Origin of the sequence: Flavobacterium sp. I3-2 (assembly GCF_013389595.1) — a bacterium.
Classification (GTDB): domain Bacteria; phylum Bacteroidota; class Bacteroidia; order Flavobacteriales; family Flavobacteriaceae; genus Flavobacterium.
Genome location: NZ_CP058306.1, coordinates 957,702 through 974,113, shown reverse-complemented (window position 1 = coordinate 974,113; position 16,412 = coordinate 957,702). Strand labels below are relative to the sequence as shown.

The 16,412-nt window shown below is 30.3% G+C and carries 16 protein-coding genes and 1 pseudogene; 9 read left to right on the top strand and 8 right to left on the bottom strand.

The annotated features are described in order from the left end of the window. Window positions 1-11: 11 nt before the first annotated feature. From HW119_RS04670 to HW119_RS04650, 5 genes are read left to right on the top strand one after another with little or no spacing between them, the layout of a single operon-like run. Window positions 12-1,052 (top strand): tetratricopeptide repeat protein, encoded by a 1,041-nt coding sequence (locus HW119_RS04670; RefSeq protein WP_177761635.1) that lies wholly within the window; start codon window positions 12-14, stop codon window positions 1,050-1,052. Between the two features lie 60 nt (window positions 1,053-1,112). Further along, window positions 1,113-1,556: a DinB family protein gene (locus HW119_RS04665; protein ID WP_177761633.1), complete on the top strand. Its 444-nt coding sequence runs from the start codon at window positions 1,113-1,115 to the stop codon at window positions 1,554-1,556. 17 nt (window positions 1,557-1,573) lie between these two features. After that, entirely contained in the window at window positions 1,574-2,236 is a 663-nt protein-coding gene (locus HW119_RS04660) for a hypothetical protein (RefSeq protein WP_177761631.1), read from the top strand. Between the two features lie 34 nt (window positions 2,237-2,270). Next, on the top strand, window positions 2,271-3,026 hold the full coding sequence (locus HW119_RS04655; RefSeq protein WP_177761629.1) for a hypothetical protein: 756 nt from the start codon (window positions 2,271-2,273) through the stop codon (window positions 3,024-3,026). Window position 3,027: 1 nt separating this feature from the next. Beyond that, the gene (locus HW119_RS04650) at window positions 3,028-3,363 is read left to right on the top strand and encodes a cupin domain-containing protein (protein ID WP_177761627.1); all 336 of its coding nucleotides are present in this window, start codon (window positions 3,028-3,030) and stop codon (window positions 3,361-3,363) included. Between the two features lie 31 nt (window positions 3,364-3,394). Here the strand turns inward: HW119_RS04650 and HW119_RS04645 are convergent, their stop codons facing one another. Continuing rightward, window positions 3,395-4,336, bottom strand: coding sequence for a hypothetical protein (locus HW119_RS04645; RefSeq protein WP_177761625.1), 942 nt, complete (start codon window positions 4,334-4,336; stop codon window positions 3,395-3,397). A gap of 173 nt (window positions 4,337-4,509) precedes the next feature. On the opposite strand from HW119_RS04645, the gene HW119_RS04640 reads away from it, so the two are divergent. After that, window positions 4,510-5,466 carry an NAD-dependent epimerase/dehydratase family protein gene (locus tag HW119_RS04640; RefSeq protein WP_177761623.1) on the top strand — a complete coding sequence of 319 codons (957 nt, stop codon included), beginning with the start codon at window positions 4,510-4,512 and terminating at the stop codon, window positions 5,464-5,466. A gap of 114 nt (window positions 5,467-5,580) precedes the next feature. Here the strand turns inward: HW119_RS04640 and HW119_RS16900 are convergent. From HW119_RS16900 to HW119_RS04620, 4 genes and pseudogenes are all read right to left on the bottom strand, one after another. Then, window positions 5,581-5,892 (bottom strand): annotated as a pseudogene (locus HW119_RS16900) (hypothetical protein); the annotation flags it as partial. Window positions 5,893-6,156: 264 nt separating this feature from the next. Beyond that, window positions 6,157-9,531 carry a hypothetical protein gene (locus tag HW119_RS04630; RefSeq protein WP_255498002.1) on the bottom strand — a complete coding sequence of 1,125 codons (3,375 nt, stop codon included), beginning with the start codon at window positions 9,529-9,531 and terminating at the stop codon, window positions 6,157-6,159. 155 nt (window positions 9,532-9,686) lie between these two features. Further along, window positions 9,687-10,706, bottom strand: a complete 1,020-nt coding sequence (pheS, locus tag HW119_RS04625; protein ID WP_177761617.1) for a phenylalanine--tRNA ligase subunit alpha — start codon at window positions 10,704-10,706, stop codon at window positions 9,687-9,689. 79 nt (window positions 10,707-10,785) lie between these two features. After that, entirely contained in the window at window positions 10,786-11,142 is a 357-nt protein-coding gene (locus tag HW119_RS04620) for a hypothetical protein (RefSeq protein WP_177761615.1), read from the bottom strand. An 84-nt stretch (window positions 11,143-11,226) separates the two neighbouring features. Here HW119_RS04620 and HW119_RS04615 point away from each other — a divergent pair, with 84 nt between their 5' ends. After that, on the top strand, window positions 11,227-11,775 hold the full coding sequence (locus HW119_RS04615) for a CvpA family protein (protein WP_177761613.1): 549 nt from the start codon (window positions 11,227-11,229) through the stop codon (window positions 11,773-11,775). 52 nt (window positions 11,776-11,827) lie between these two features. Here HW119_RS04615 and HW119_RS04610 read toward each other — a convergent pair whose 3' ends face one another. The 3 genes from HW119_RS04610 to HW119_RS04600 are packed head-to-tail and all read right to left on the bottom strand — an operon-like array spanning window position 11,828 to window position 14,304. Continuing rightward, a complete protein-coding gene (locus HW119_RS04610) occupies window positions 11,828-12,385 on the bottom strand; it encodes a DUF3575 domain-containing protein (protein WP_177761611.1) in 558 nt (185 codons plus the stop codon). Window positions 12,386-12,431: 46 nt separating this feature from the next. Continuing rightward, the gene (locus tag HW119_RS04605) at window positions 12,432-13,178 is read right to left on the bottom strand and encodes a metallophosphoesterase family protein (protein WP_255498001.1); all 747 of its coding nucleotides are present in this window, start codon (window positions 13,176-13,178) and stop codon (window positions 12,432-12,434) included. Beyond that, complete coding sequence (locus tag HW119_RS04600; protein ID WP_177761609.1) at window positions 13,156-14,304, bottom strand: DUF5929 domain-containing protein; 1,149 nt, start codon at window positions 14,302-14,304, stop codon at window positions 13,156-13,158. The genes HW119_RS04605 and HW119_RS04600 overlap by 23 nt, the downstream gene beginning before the upstream one ends. A gap of 156 nt (window positions 14,305-14,460) precedes the next feature. Between HW119_RS04600 and HW119_RS04595 the strand changes: the two genes are divergently transcribed. Next, window positions 14,461-15,465 carry an AAA family ATPase gene (locus tag HW119_RS04595; protein WP_177761607.1) on the top strand — a complete coding sequence of 335 codons (1,005 nt, stop codon included), beginning with the start codon at window positions 14,461-14,463 and terminating at the stop codon, window positions 15,463-15,465. Between the two features lie 83 nt (window positions 15,466-15,548). Then, complete coding sequence (locus tag HW119_RS04590) at window positions 15,549-16,412, top strand: DUF58 domain-containing protein (RefSeq protein WP_177761604.1); 864 nt, start codon at window positions 15,549-15,551, stop codon at window positions 16,410-16,412.

The following is a 16,412-nucleotide window of genomic DNA, read 5'->3' as shown; positions in this document are numbered from 1 at the left end:
AAAAAACACTTATGAAAAAAATTACTTATTTTATCTTATTTACTACTTCATTTGCATTTGCTCAAAATCCTCAGGTCGCTAAAGAATTAGTTTTAGAAGGCGTAGCATTTTACGACGAAGGAAAATATACTCAGGCAATTTCTAAATACAATGATGCTTTAAAAGTTGATAAAGACAATTTTCTAGCATTAGCAGAAAAAGCGATGACTTTGGTTACTACTCAGAATTATAAAGAATCTGTTGAGATTTGTAAAAGAGCTCTAAAACTTCATCCAAATGAAGAACTTACGATGTTGTATGTAACTTACGGAAACGCTTTAGATTTATTAGAAGAATCTAAAAAGGCAATTAAAATTTACGACGAAGGAATTCAAAAGTATCCAAATCATTATCAACTTTATTTCAATAAAGGAATTGCTCTTACTGGATTAGGAGAAAATGAAAAAGCAAAAGAAGCAATTCAATCAGCTTCTGTTTTAAATCCAAATCATCCTGGGTCGTATAATGCATTAGCAATTTTGAATCAATCAAATAAAATCGCAGCAATAATGTCAGCTTGTAGATTTTTAAGTTTAGATAATAATTCTCAACGTTCAACAGATAATCTTAATTATCTATTAATATTGATGAATAAAGGAATTTCGAAAAGAGGCGAAAATTCAATTTCAATTTCTTTAGATGAACGTTTATTGAGTAATGCAAGTTCCAAATCAATTCCAAACAATTTTTCTGCTTCCGAAATGGTTTTGACGCTTTCAGCAGCTTTAGATGATGATAAAGAATTTAAAAACGATAGTGAAGTACAAAAATTTTCAAGAAAATTATCAATTCTTTTTAATAGTTTGTCAGAAACAAAAGAAAATCAAACAGGTTATTATTGGGAATATTTAGCTCCGTATTTTATCGAAATGAAAAAACAAGATTTAGTAAATACATTCGCAAATATTGCTTTTGCTGCTAATAACGATAAAGATGCAATAAAATATTTAAAAGATAATAAAGAAAAAGTTGATGCGTTTTATAAATGGTCTAATTCTTACCAATGGTTATGAAATGAATAATTTCAACAAACTTCAATTTTCTTTTTTGTAAGTTAGTTAATACATGTTTAAATGAAAATACATTTCGAAAAGCTCTTTACATATAATTATGAAATGAATCAACGTTTGTTTGATTTGTTTTCTGTGAACTTAAACCAAGTTAACGAGAAAAGTATTAATTTGATTAATCATATTGTCAATGCTCATCAAATTTGGAATTCAAGAATTAATTGTCAACAGCCTTTTGAAGTTTGGCAAACTCAAAGTTTTTTTGATTTAACCGAAATTAATCAGTCAAATTTTCAAAATACCATCGAGATTCTCGATAATAGAACTTTAGAAGAACTTATTTCGTATTCAAATTCTAAGAATGAAGTTTTTTCAAATACGATTGATGATGTACTATTTCATATTATCAATCATTCGACATACCATCGCGCTCAAATCGCAACCAATTTAAAACAAATACATATAGAACCTGCAAATACCGATTATATATTTTATCGTAGGAAATAAACTTTTAATCAACACTTATGAAAAAGCTTTATCAAATTTTTATTTTATTCTTTACAATCAATTTTGGATATGCCCAAAATATTTTGGATTTTTTTTATGCAATTCCAGATATTTATGTCGATGATTTGTCTGAATTTGCACGTAGAGAATTAATCTCTGACCGAGCTAGATTTTTAGATGACACATATTACGAATCGATTTTTAATTTAAAGTACAATTATTTGAGTTTTAAAAAAAGTGCCGAGAAAAATTCTATAATTCAAGCGGAAGTTGTATTAAAATATTGGCCTTTAGAAAACGGATATTTGTTGGTGATTTCTAAAACAAAAAGGGAGAATTATAATTCGGTTCAGAGCGATTTTAAGTTTTTGATGTTTAAAGACGGTGTTTTTTCAGAAATTAAAAGTGGATATTTAGATGGTTATTCATCTGATTTTGCTGTTTTTGAAAAAAATATGATGCAAAAATTTTATAAAAAAGACATAACCAAATCAGATAGAGAATTGGTTCGAAACGGTACTTTTTCTGTTTCTTTTGATTATTCTCGATATGATTTTTATCTGTATTACAATTCAAAATACGATTATTCTTATTTTATGTCAGACGTTTTACCAAATTTGATTTCACAAAGTATTGAATTTAAATTTGATTACAACGATTCAAAATTTGTTCAAATGTAAAGCGATATTTAAATAGTTTGTAAAAAGGTGATTTATGAAATATTGGATTTTTTGTTGTGTGTGCTTCATGCAAACGTTTGTTGTAATGTCGCAAACTAATTTCTATAATCAAATTAAAGATTATAATTTATCTGAGGTCATAAAACCGAATGAAATTTTTGAAGTTTCTGAAGGTGTTAAAAGAAAAATGCTGTCTGAAGCTTTGATTTATGGATTTATAGGTGACGATTATCAACGTTTTGATATCAAATATTTTTCGGTAGTTAAAAACGAAAAAAATCCTTACGAATATTTTGTTTCCGGAAAAACTCGAGTAAAAAATAACATTTGTTCTTTTCAAGGTACTTTTTTAGTCAAAGAAGCATTCGTTATAAATCAAACAAGTTATCCAGATTATAAAAGCGGATTTATTGTCTTTGAAATCCATATTTTCGAAAACAAAACAGATAAATCATCCGGTATGATTTCGGGAAAATTAATAAGTAATTTTATAATTGATTTAAATAATACATTGACTTACGACGCTTTGGATTTTTTCTCAGATAGTTTTGCTAATAATCAATTTATTGGAAAATGGACCAGTTATAAAACCAAAAAATCGAAAAAATGCCATTGGGGAGATTTTAGAATTCCAGAAAGTGGGGATTTAGATATTGGTGCTGGAGAATTTTCTCCAAATAGTAAATATTTTAATAAAGGTTGGAAATCTTTGATTCTGATTAATTCTAGCGAAACAGAACTTGATGTGGATAAAGGTTTAGAACTTGAAAATTTTAAATGGTGGGAATAATATGAAAATACAATCTTTTACAACAGATTTGGTTTTTGATACTGAACGCATCCAAACCAAAGTGATTTTAGAAACTTCGTTTTCTAAAGAAATTCGAATTGCACTTTCGAAAGGACAATTAATGAAAGAACATAAAGCGCCATTTCCGATTGTAATTCACGTGCTTCAAGGTTCTATTAATTTAGGTTCTGAAGGGGAAATACAAGAAATGAATGCTGGAGATTTGATAACTTTAGATGCAAATGTTCCGCATGATTTAAGAGCTAATGAGAATTCGATAATTCGTCTAACCTTATCTAAATTAGACACAATTGCTAGAGTTGAATCTTTGATTTAATCTTTTAATAAAAATAAAATTTGGAAATCGATTACATCGCAATTCCCACTTTTTCTTCTATTGCTATCGTTTCAATCAATTGATCATTTTGGTCATATTTACGTCTCTCTAATTTAGATTCGTCTTCAATAAAATAATAATCTAAACTACTATTTTTATAAAATTTTGTAGTACTTATTCGTGTTTCGTAGTTGATACATCTTGTAAGAATCAATTGGTTATCTTTAAAATCATTTGTGCATTTTTCATCCTGACTAAGCAAATAATCATGAGATTTTAATTGACCATTGTCATAATAATAAAAACGCTCTTGAGTATTGCCATCTATTGAAAATTCTAAAATACCGTTTTCGAAATATGACTTTTCGATATTTTTAGATCTATCTATTTCAGACATCATTTGACCGTTTGGATAATATCTAATTTGCAATGCATTTTCTATTTTGTCACCTTTTTTAATAATCGTACTTTGTTCTAATTTTCCATCAGCATCAAAGTGATTAAATTTTGTAGATGAATCAGAAATTTCAACTGTATAAAATATATTTCCCTTAGAATCACTTGCTGTAGCCTTAGAGAATTTGCCGTTTACAAAAGGAAAAGATATTTGAATTTCGTTCTCGCCATTTTCAAAAGTAATAATTGTATTGTTAATGAATTCTCCTTTATCGTTTACATCGAATCGCATTTTAAAAAATTCATCTTCTAATACATATTTTCCTTTTTGAGGCTTAAATATGGTAAATTCACTCTTTGTTTTTTTTGCTTTTTCGATGTTGATTTTTTTTAAAGTTTCATCATCAAAATCTGAGTAAAAATCATAATTTATTAATTCCTTAATTTCAATAATTCCATTGTTTGTATAGAGTTCATCAAAATCAATGTAGAATTTTGAGTTCAATTTCGTAATTTCTTGAGCAAAATTTTTATTGAAAAGACATACAAAAAGAACAAGTAATATTGTCTTTTTCATTTTAAAAGTGTTTAGTTAAATAAATATAACATTAATTTCAATTAGAATAAAAAAAAATAATTAACAAAAAAAAAGACTCAAAACACATTCTAATTTTTAAGAATTATTTATTATTTGATTTTATTTTAAAGAATTATTTAATGCATTATATTTGTTGAAACAAACTAACGAACATGAACACAACAATATTAATCATTGGAGCTTGCGGACAAATCGGTACTGAATTAACCGCTAAGCTTAGAGAAGTTTACGGAATTGATAATGTAATTGCTTCAGACATTAGAAAAGGAGAACAAGAAGTTTTTCAAACAGGTCCTTTCGAAGTACTTGATGCAATGAATTTAGAGCAAGTAACTGCTGTTGTTGAAAAATACAAAGTAGATGAAGTCTATTTAATGGCTGCATTACTTTCTGCAACTGCTGAGAAAAATCCTGCTTTTGCTTGGGATTTGAATATGAATTCTCTTTTTCATGTGTTGAATTTAGCTAAAGAAAATAAAATCAAGAAAATTTTCTGGCCATCTAGTATAGCTGTTTTTGGACCAACTACTCCAAAAAATAATACACCTCAATATACCGTAATGGAACCTTCAACAGTTTATGGTATTTCAAAACAAGCAGGTGAACGTTGGTGTGAATATTATTTCAATAAATTTGGTGTTGATGTTCGTAGTATTCGTTATCCAGGTTTAATTTCTTGGAAAACGTTACCAGGCGGCGGAACAACAGATTACGCAGTTGATATTTATTACAAAGCAATCGAAGAAAATAAATACAATTGTTTTCTTTCTGAAGAAACAGGTTTGCCAATGATGTTTATGGATGATGCAATCAAAGCTACCATTGGAATTATGCAAGCTAAAAAAGAAGATGTAAAAATTCGTTCATCGTATAATTTATCTGCGATGAGTTTTACACCTAAAGAATTAGCAGCGTGCATTGCCGAAGAACAAAAAGATTTTTCTATTACTTACGAACCAGATTTCCGACAAGCAATTGCAGATTCTTGGCCTTCTAGTATTGATGATTCTCAAGCGAGAAAAGATTGGGGATGGAGTCATGATTTTGATATGAAAAAAATGACTAAAACCATGTTAGAAAATCTTAAAACAAAATTAGCAGAAATATAATTTGAGTGAATTCAAAATAACAAAAGCGATTGAAATTCGATAGAGTTTCAATCGCTTTTGTTTATCTCGTAATCTAGCGTTTAGAATTTAATGATTCTAAGCAATGATTCAAAATTATGGTAAAGGTTGTCCAACAGAAATGTCGCAACGGTGACCTGGTTGTCCGTGAGCAGGATTTGGTTTTCCTTGCATACCTGGAGCTGTTTGTTGTGCAGGTGCAGTTTGTTGAATTTGAGGTGATTGAGCTGTTGGTTGAGCTTGCGTATTTCCAGAGCCTAAAAATCCTTTTCCGCTGTTTGCTGGTTGGGCTTGTGGTTGAGTTGGAGTTGCTTGAGCAGGAGCAGCACTTCCATCTAAAGGTGCGCCTACAGCAATTTCACAACGGTGACCTGGTTGTCCGTGTGGAGGATTTAATTTAACTCCTTCAGCATTAGTTGCAGCAGGTGCTTGTGTTCCTTGTTCTGTTGTAGCTACAGGTGTTTCTGAACCATGATCATGACCTGTGTGGTCTTCATGAGTTGCATTTGCTTCTGTTGCTGCCGCATCTGGTGTAGCTTCAGCTTTTGTATCTTTACAAGCTGCGAAAGTGAATGCAGTTGCAATTGCTAAAAGAAAAACTTTTTTCATATTTTTTAAAGTAAATTGAAAAACAAAAATAGAACTATTTATTTGATATGCAATTAATCTACATTAAAAGAACGCTCTTAATTGAATAGTTCCCGTGTGAATCGTGTTTCCAGTTTCCGATGTTCTTCCTTGGTAATTCACATTTAAATCGAGATATTTGGTTAAATTTCTTTGAACTAATAACCGCCAAGTGATATTTTTTCCTGGTTGTAAACCTTCTAACATTTGAAAAGCAACTGGCGAAAAGGGATTTCCAGTAAAATTATTTTCATAGTATGATATTTCGCCATTCATTGAAAACTTTTTTATACTGTTGTATGTAAACGATGCTCCAATTCGATGCTGATCTAAAGTTTCTTGATTATTCAAGTTGTTAAATTTGTTTTTATATTCATAAAAAATATCGACACTTGCTTGAGTTGAAAACAAATACGAAACTTTTGGATGTAACGTATATGAATCGATTTGATAATTTTTTTCGCTATAATTTTCAGAAACAGAATTAGCATTTTCTGCTTTGGTAATGAAATTAAACAACCAAAGTTTTTTTACAAGATGTGTAAATTGAAATTGATGCGTTTTTAAATTCCCTTCGACACTTCCTGAATTTAATAGATTTTTTGTTCGATTTTGAATATAGGAATAGGTTGTAGAATAGCGCTGTTTTGAACGATTAAAATAAAAATTGTTTCTGAAATTTTCATTTGTTGAAACCAGACTTTCATCTGATTTAGCAAACGGATTCCATTGAATTTCTTGTCCGTTTCTCAATACATTTTTATCTATTATATAGGTTGTTTGATTATGAAATTTACTGATCCATTTTTTAAAACCAGAATCGTTTTGCCAAATACTGAAATTAATATTAAGGGCTTCTGAAAATTTAGTTTGATGAGTTCGTAAATATATTTGATTAGGTAAATACAAACGCACATATTTTGCTTGATCAGGAAAAAGCGCAACTTCAAATTCTTCTAATTCTTGAATTCCATTTCCGTTATAATCGTTCCACATATGCGTTCCTAAACCTGCTTCAACTTCAAGATACGTAAATTCTTGTTGGGCAATACTTCCGGAAGTGTTTTCATAAACCGTTGCTGTCTGAATCAAATTCTTAAAGAAACGATCATTGTAAGCGATACGTGAATTTAAAGTGTTTTCTGTTGGAAGATTTCCATATTTATAATCTAAAATTCGATAGTTTGCATAAACATTTAAATCAGAAGTTTTCGTTTTAAAAACTTGTGATTTTACATAAAAAGCATTTGCTTGTGTGGTTCGTTGTAATCGATTATTTTGTAAACTATCATTTGCTCGAAATTGATAACCTAACTCAATGTACATTTTTGTACTGTCTCCACGACCAATAAAGAAATCTGTTTGAAAGAAACGTTGACTTGATGACTGAAATTCTCTTGAATCTTTATTCTTAACTTGATAATCTTCAAGATCAAAGTTTAATCCAATCCATTTTTCATTTTTCTTATATACAACTTTTGAATTACTTCTAATGAAATTGGTTTGATTTGTCGTTGAATTTGCTGTTAATAAACTTGAATTTGTTTGAGCTACGAATCCATTTTTATTATAGTTTGCGGTTAATGTATTTTTATAACCTTCATATGATTTTGTAAATTCCAATCTATCAAATTGATATGTAATTTGACTTTGCGGATTTAAATTTGCAGTCAATCCTGCAGTGATGATGTTTTGATTGCCAAATTGCGTTTCTAAATTCCAATCGCGATCAAATTCAATAGAATACAAACGTTCAATCGGATGAAAGTTTTTATGTACAAATTGCATATTAGCAAAGGCGTCTAAAGTAATTTTTTTAGATAAAATGCGCTGTTTTCCGTTGATGTTACCTGCCCAACCTTTATTGTTTTGGTCATCAATTGACGAAAATAAATTTTGGTCATTATTACTCATTGCAATTTCAAAATTGACTAACGTTTTTTCATTCGGATTGTATTTAGTCATAACAGTTGCCACGGTTAATTTTGTTGGAGCAATAAGTCTAGAAACAGGTTCGTAACTTCCTTGTGGCATATCGCCAATTGGTTCTACAAAACGATAAATTTTTCCAATACCCGATGTGCTTGCTAATTCATAATTACCCAGATTTGCTCCCATAAAACTAAAACTTACCGAATATAACTGATCATCCGGATTGTTTGAATACACAAAAATCTCTGTTCCGTTGTAATCTTCTTTTTTGTATAAAACTTTATTTTCAGAATAAGCATCTTCATAGGCCGATGGCGCATACATTTGATTAATATCGTTACCTGCTTCTTGTAAAATCTTGATTTGTTCTTCGTTTAGATTTTGTTGTAAAGGTTGATTTTTTATATCACTTTCTGTATAAACATATCCAGCGAAATCCCAACTTTTGGTTTTATGATTGATTCCACCATATCCCAAATATCGTGTGTAATTTCTATCTGTGTATTGATATTCAATAGCAATTCGCATATCGGCTGTGATTGGAAAAAGAGATGTAAAACGAATTTCTCCAGAGTTGTAATCGATAACATAATCATTGTTTTCTCCACGAGTCAATAAGCGTCCATTGACATAAACTTTTTCGGAACCCGAAATAATTAGAATGTAAAGTTCGCCATTTGTACCTTTTAGTTTGTATGGACCTTGATTTCCTTCTTGACCAATGAAATTACTTTTTGCATATTGTCCACGTGCCAAAGCTGCTGCAGCTTCAATTTCGGTTTTTGATTTTTCACTTTCAAATGTAAATTTGGTAGAAATTCCCTGAACTTTTTTATTAAAGTTCATATACATCGATTTTCTGTTTTCAATGAATAAATCTCCCGCTTTTATCGACCAATCTTTTCCAAAAAGTTCGATAAATATTTGGTCAAATTCATCAATCTTTTGAGAATAGCCACCATTTTGTAACGGAACATTACTGTCTTGAATTGAAGCTCTAAGACTCACTTTTTCAGAAAGTTTACCCGTGATTTGTAAGTCTAAATTTGAGTTAGTAACCATATTCTGATTGTTTCCTACCGTAATTCCGCGAGTAATACTTCCGTCGGTATTTAAACCGTCAAACGGAACATATGTACTTTTTTTCTTTTCTGGAACAACAAATAATTTTGCACCAACATCATTGGAAACCATTCGGTTTTTGTCGTAGATAGAGTAGGTCTTCGTAAGAAAATCTGGATATTTTAAATAATTAACTTGAATGGAATCATGTGAGATGTTGTTTAGTTTTAGAATTCCCTTTTCGAAATCAATTTGGTATTTTTCTGTAGTAATTGGTTTTCCTTCTAAATCTAAAACTTCAAAAAAAGAACTGTTTAAAGCTACATTTTCTAATTGTATGATGCTATCTTGACTTGAAAATCTTTTGTTTTGATACAAATTATTTATTTCTTGAGCCGAAAGGGTAGAAATAAAGAAAAAAAACATAAACAAATACAAAACTCTCATAAATAATTATAACTCCAAAATCGTAAAATTAGTGTATTTTTTACAGATTTTTTATTACAGATTTTGGTTAACGTTTATTTTAATAAAAAAAAATCCTCAGTCTAAAAAACTGAGGATTTCAAATTATTATTGTTTTAGAAATTCGCTTTGAATTGTTCTAAGAAACGAACGTCGTTTTCAAAATACATACGTATATCACCTAATTGATATAAAAGCATTGCCATACGCTCAATTCCCATTCCGAAAGCAAAACCAGAATATTCATTAGAATCGATATTAACTGCTTTTAGAACATTTGGATCCACCATTCCGCAACCCATAATTTCTAACCAACCTGTGCCTTTTGTGATTCGGTAATCCGTTTCGGTTTTTAATCCCCAATACACATCAAGTTCTGCACTTGGTTCAGTAAATGGAAAATACGATGGACGTAAACGAATTTTTGATTTACCAAACATTTCTTTAGTAAAGTACATTAAGGTTTGTTTTAAATCTGCAAACGAAACGTTCTTGTCGATGTATAAACCTTCTACTTGATGAAAAATACAATGCGAACGTGATGAAATAGCTTCGTTACGGAAAACGCGTCCCGGAGAAATGGTACGAATTGGTGGTTTGTTATTTTCCATATAACGTGTTTGTACAGACGATGTGTGTGTACGCAACAGTTGATCTGGATTCATTTGCACAAAAAACGTATCTTGCATATCACGAGCTGGGTGATGTGCTGGGAAATTCAATGCTTCGAAGTTATGCCAATCGTCTTCGATTTCTGGACCTTCAGAAACGTTAAAGCCAATGTTCGAAAAAATATCAATTACTTGATTTTTAACCAAAGAAATTGGGTGACGAGAACCTAAATTAATAGGAGTTCCTGGTCGAGTTAAATCGCCAAAAAGCCCATTAGACTCTTCTTTTGCTTCTAAAGCATCTTGAATACTTTTTATTTTTTCTTCAACCGTATTTTTTAAGGTGTTAATCGCTTGACCAAAATCTTTTTTCTGGTCGTTTGGTACATTCTTAAATTCGGCGAATATTTCGTTAACTAAACCTTTTTTAGAAATAAATTTAATTCTAAATGCGTCTAATGTTTCTTTGTTATCGGTTGTAAATGCTTGCGCTTCACCAATTAACTCTTTAATTTTATCTATCATCTTGCTGTTCGAAGTAGTTGTAACAAAGTTACTATTTTTGTTTTAGACTAAAAATCACAATTGCAATTTTTAATTAAAATTAATTAATGTATTGGTTTTCTAAAAAATACCCAACAATTGCTTCTTTCATCAACACGGATTGTTCTCCAGCTTTTAAAGGCGGAAGCTCTTCTAAAACATCGTAATGTGGCCAACCGTCTTCATCATAATGTGTAAATTGATAATATCCGTAAGGAGAAAGTAATCTGCAAATGGCGATGTGCATTAAATTTACTTTGTCGTCTTTTTTAAATTTGCGTTTGAATTGTCCTAATTCTTGAACACCAATTAAATATATAATTTCTTCTAAATCTAATTTATCTCCATCGGCAAATTGATTGGAAAGTTTTAAAACCAAATCTTCCCAACGTTCTTTAAGTTTTTCGTCTCTTGCCATGTTCTTTAAAATAATGGCAAAGATAATATCAAAAGTTGTAATATAACGGATTCGGATTTATATCTTTACTGATATTTTGAATTTATGTTGGTTGTTGATATTATCATTGCGTGTTTAATCGGATATGCTTTATATAAAGGTTTTAAAGAAGGTTTGATTTTAGCTTTGATTTCTTTAGTTTCGTTAATTGCGGGAATTTTTATTTCGCTTAAATTTTCTTTTTTATTTAAAGATTGGATTTTTGAAAAAACACAGTGGAATCCGAATGTCATTACTATTTGCGCTTTTGTTTTTACTTTTGTGTTGGTTTTGATTGGTGTTCAATTGCTTGGGAAAGCATTGACTAAAATTTTAAAAACAGTTGCTTTGGGTGGTTTGAATCGTTTGGCTGGTGCTGTTTTTCTTGCTTTAAAAATGATTTTAATTATTAGTGTTGTTTTGAATTTATTTCAAAAAATTAATTTTAATAATTATTTAGTTTCAGATGAAACATTGAATAAATCGTTTTTTTATCAACCGATTGAAGATTTCTCAAAGCTTGTTTATCCAATGATGGAGGAGTGGTATCAAATGACTTTAGAAGCGGTTGATGAACAAGCTGATAAATTAAATGATAATTTAAAAGAAGTGTAAAAAAATGGTCAGATTCAAATCTGACCAAAATTCTTGTTTTTTACATTTTAAATTAAAAACGGTAACCGATATTAATACCAGCATTAATTTCTACTCCACTAAATTCATCTACAACTTCTTTGCTGAAATCTCTTGCGATGTTAATAAAAGGAGAAACGGTGAACGAATCATTTTTAACCAATTTATAACCAACACCAACTCCTAATATAAACGAATTCATGTCTGTTTCTACACGTTGATTAATTCCTCCAATTTTTTCGTCGTGCTTGTAATTTCCAAAACGATATTTTAAAAAAGGTGACGCATAAATACCAGAAGCATGTTCGCCATCTTTACCTCCAAAGTAAAAATTGTAATTCACAGCCACACTGTTTGTGTTAAACTGTTTGTATTTTCCTTCTTTTTTATTTTGACCAAAGTAAGAAAAACGATCGTTTATAAATAAATCGACTCCAACTGATTGGTCTGTGTCAATAAAATGTTCGTAACCAAGTTCAACAGATGTATTTACTATAGTATTTAAAACATTCCATTTAACTTCATTCAATTTTTGTGCTTGAGAAGAAAAAACACTTCCTAAAACGCATGCAATAACAGCTATTTTTTTCATAATTATTTTATTTTTAATGACGCAAATATAGAAATATTTTATTTAGTTAAATATTTCTGCCTTTTTCATTCGGATACAAATCAGGAAGTGAATCGCTTTGCCAAAATTGTTTTGTTTCTATATTCATCAAGGTTAGTTTTCCCTTAAAAGCTGCTCCGGTATCAACATTCCAAATGTTTGCAAAATGCATAGGTTCGGATTCATTAAATCGAGTAACAGGTGTGTGACCGATAAAAATTTCGGAATACAATTTAAATCTTGACGGATAACGAATATCATCTTCCAAAATATCTTTACCTAAAGCCATTGCAGTTTCCCACAATGTACGATCCCACCAAAATAGTGGTCTGAAAAATTCAAAATCAACACCTTTAAGATTCGTAAATCCAGCATGAATAAACAATCGATTGTTATCGTCTAAATAATATTCTTTTAAGTTTGATAAAAATGCAATATGAAGTTGCTTTTTTTCGTCGGAAATATTCTCGTAAATATCAACTGTTGATTGTCCACCATGAAAACGCCACAATTCATTATCTTCTTCGCCTTTTAGCCATTTCAAAACCATTTCTTCATGATTGCCCATTAAAAAAATGCAATCTTGTTTTTTATTTAAGTCAATCAAAAAATCTAAAAGATTTGCCGTATCGCTCCAACCATCAACATAATCGCCAAGAAAAATCAATTTGTCGTTTTGGGTAATATTCGCACGTTCTAAAACTTGTTGCAAAGCTTTTAAACCGCCATGAATGTCTCCGATTACAAAAGTGTTATTCATTTTTATTTGTTTCATATTTCAACTTGCGTAAGATACGCATAACTTCTTTAAATGAAATAAAAAGGTTCGGATTTTGTGAATTCTTTAAATAATCTTTGCAATTAATCAAGTCGTTTTTCGCTTCTGAAAATCCATTTAAATAACAAATCATCATCGAATGTGATAAATAATCTAAATCGCGTTCTTCAGAAAAAGTTAACGATTCTTTATTCTTTAACTTCCGAATCAAAACTAAATTTGAGTTGTAAATATGATGCAACAATTTTCGATTATAAGGCGGAAGTTCAAAAATTAATTCAGATTCAATTTTGTAAGTAACGTTATCGAAAAATGTAATGGTTTGCTTACTAAACGGATAATATGAAGTTGCTTCTTTTAATCCTAACTTGATATATTCGGTTATTACAAATTCGTTTTCATTGTATTCGATAGTAACTTCATCAAGTTCAGAATAAAACAAATTCAAATGTTCGTTTACCAAAAAAATATCAACTCGAGAAAGAAAGCGTTTTCCACGAATCCATTTTACATTTCCTGCCCAACAAAGCACAAAATATTCTTTAAAAACCTCGTATTTTGGATGTCGGTTTACATGTGTAACATTAATAAAATCTAATACATCGGTAATGGTTTGTTTTAAATCGTTTCTTGAATTATTTTCGATTGATTCAACTAAGACTTTATTATCAAACAATTGTTTTTCGTAATGTGGAACGGTGTTGCTACCGATTCTAGAAAAAGCTGCAAACTTTTCAATGATGTAGATTTTATTTTTAAAGTAACTAATTTCTTGTTTCGGAAAAATAGTAACCAAACCTACTACTTTATTAGAACTTAAATGAGGAAATCTGACGTTTTCGTAAGCAATTTTAGGCGGATGCATTAAAAAAGCATTAACCAAATGCTGAATATTACTGTCATCATAAAAGTCATCACCTACGATTTCATTATCTGTATCTTCAACACCTACAACGATATACGAGTTGTTATTCGGGTTAGAATTAGACAAAGCACAAATATGTTTTAAAAATTTTGCTTTACCTTCTTTTGTGTGTAAATTTAGCTGCCTTTTTTTATCAAAAAAACTGTTCTCATCAAAATGAGCTAGTAAATTCTTAATAAGTAGGCGTTTATTTATCATGTTTTGATTTTAAGTCTTAAAATTATAAAAATTAATTCACAATAATCACTTAAAATTATTCATTTGGTTTTATTTTAACCGATTGTTAACAACAAAAAACAAAAAAAATTAATCTATTTGCATTGTAATTTAATAAAAAGAGATTTTTAAACATATATGGAAGCAACAACAATAACAACAGACATTAGATCAATCAACGAAAAAATTGAAAGAGAAAGTGCTTTTATCGATCTATTAGTCAACGAAATGAACAAAACAATCGTTGGGCAACGTCACATGATTGATCGTTTATTAATCGGATTATTAGGTCAAGGTCATATTTTGTTAGAAGGAGTGCCTGGATTGGCAAAAACATTAGCAATTAATACTTTGTCAAAAGCAGTTCACGGTTCTTTTAGTCGTATTCAGTTTACTCCAGATTTATTACCAGCCGATGTGGTTGGAACCATGATTTATAACGTTAAAGAAAACGATTTTAAAATTAAAAAAGGTCCAATTTTCGCAAACTTCGTACTTGCCGATGAGATCAATCGTGCGCCAGCAAAAGTACAATCTGCTTTGTTAGAAGCGATGCAAGAGAAGCAAGTAACAATTGGAGAAACTACACATAAATTACAAAAACCATTTTTAGTAATGGCAACGCAAAACCCAGTTGAACAAGAAGGAACATATCCGTTACCAGAAGCTCAAATGGACCGTTTTATGTTGAAAACAGTAATTGATTACCCAAAATTAGAAGAAGAACGTTTGGTAATGCGTCAAAATTTAAGTGGAAGTGGAGCAACTATTAACCCAGTTGTTTCTATGGAACAAATTTTAAGAGCACAAGAAGCTGTCAAAGAAGTTTATATGGACGAGAAAATCGAGAAATATATCTTAGATATTATTTTCGCAACTCGTTACCCAGAACAATTTAAATTAGATAGCTTAAAACCTTTCATCAGTTACGGAGCTTCGCCTCGTGGAAGTATCAATTTGGCTTTAGCTGCTAAATGTTACGCTTTCATTAAACGTAGAGGTTATGTAATTCCAGAAGATGTTCGTGCAGTTGTAATCGATGTATTACGCCACAGAATTGGAGTTACTTACGAAGCAGAAGCAGAAAACGTAACTTCTGTTGATATCATCAACAAAATCGTAAACGAAATCCAAGTTCCATAATTATATTAAAAAGTAAACTTTGAATGCTGCTTGTTTAATTTCGTTTAAGCAAGTAGCGCTTTTTACAACTTTAATTTATTTAAATGGAAACAAAAGATATTTTACAGAAAGTTCGAAAAATCGAGATTAAAACCCGTCGATTAAGCGATCATATTTTCTCTGGCGAATACCACACGTCGTTTAAAGGAAAAGGAATGTCTTTTGCCGAAGTTAGACAATATCAGTATGGCGATGACATTCGAGCAATCGATTGGAACGTAACAGCTAGATACAACGAGCCTTATATCAAAGTTTTTGAAGAAGAACGCGAATTGACTTTAATGTTGATGGTGGATATTAGTGGTTCGCAAAACTTTGGTTCAAGCGCACAATTTAAAAACGACATCGTTACAGAAATTGCGGCAACCTTAGCTTTTTCGGCAACTACAAACAACGATAAAATAGGATTGATTTTATTTTCGGATCAGATTGAATTATTCATTCCGCCAAAAAAAGGAAAATCGCACGTTTTGAGAATCATTCGCGAACTGATTCAATTCGAACCAAAAAGCGACAAAACCAATATTTCTCAAGCTTTGGAATATCTTTCTAAAGTAATGAAAAAGAAAGCAATCGTTTTTATGATTTCTGATTTTCAATCGCAAGATTACGAGAAAACCTTAAAAATCGTTGCCAAACGTCACGACATTACCGGAATTAGAATTTACGACGAACGCGAAAAAGAAATGCCAAATGTTGGATTGGTTTTAATGCAAGATGCCGAAACAGGCGAAGAAATTTTGGTGAACACCAACGACAAAAATGTGCGTCTAGATTATGCCAAACATTTTGATGAAATGGAAAAATATTTTAAAAATATATTCACCAAATCGGGTGCCGGAACAATTAATTCAAGCGTTAACGAAAGTTACGTGAAAAAATTATTAGCTTATTTTAAAGCAAGATAA